Raw genomic sequence first — 717 nt, 5'->3', positions numbered from 1 at the left:
GTGAACAGCCGTCCCTGGACCTCGAGACCCTGCTGCACAAACCGGCCTTTTTGCAGCTCTCGCCTGACGGCAGCGGCATTCATGGCCAGATCTATCGCACAAACCGGTGCCCAAGTTGATAAACGTGATACCGAAACTCTCTCACCTGATCGCACAACAACTCTCCTTCCAACTGTTGCTCGGCGACATTGAGCTTCAATTGAAAATAACGATCAGTCGGGTTATGCAATACCAGGTCAATGTAGTTGTAAAAGATCGCAGCCCCGGAGCCGAATGGCAGTACCCGCCCTTCGTCAGGAAAGGGATCGAAGCTGTGGTTCGACCGTTCAACCACGACCAGTGGTGAGTGAATCGCCATCCAGTGAATCAGGTTACTCAGTTGGCAGATCCCGCCACCGATGCCGCTGCGGGCTTCACCAAATGACAGCTCCATGCCTTCGACATAACCACGTTTGCAAAAATACTCGCCATGGCCGATGACGCCGCCGTCCATCGAATCGACGGCCAGTTTCAGGTTGATGACTTTGTTGTGCTGCAGGGCAAGATCGGAGTTGCCGAGTTTGCGGATCAGTTTGGAGGTGTGCTTGAGGTAGCGAAATGTAACTGATCCATAAACCCCACCTATCCAAACAGGCGGCGTCTGAGGTGGGGAGGAATCAAATCATGCTGGCGCGGAGGCCATTCGCGGCGTAGCTACTTCATTTTTTGTGGCTTGAT

2 pseudogenes are annotated in these 717 nt (G+C 53.6%); one reads left to right on the top strand and one right to left on the bottom strand.

Features of this window, described 5'->3' with window-relative positions:
- Positions 1-98 (top strand): annotated as a pseudogene (locus WLY71_RS31565) (hypothetical protein); the annotation flags it as partial.
- Here WLY71_RS31565 and WLY71_RS30655 read toward each other — a convergent pair.
- Positions 95-598 (bottom strand): annotated as a pseudogene (locus WLY71_RS30655) (VanW family protein); the annotation flags it as partial. The pseudogenes WLY71_RS31565 and WLY71_RS30655 sit on opposite strands and share 4 nt — an antisense overlap.
- Positions 599-717: the final 119 nt, after the last annotated feature.

Source organism: Pseudomonas rossensis (assembly GCF_039888995.1).
Taxonomy (GTDB): Bacteria; Pseudomonadota; Gammaproteobacteria; order Pseudomonadales; family Pseudomonadaceae; genus Aquipseudomonas; species Aquipseudomonas rossensis.
This window is presented reverse-complemented; position numbering and strand designations above follow the sequence as displayed.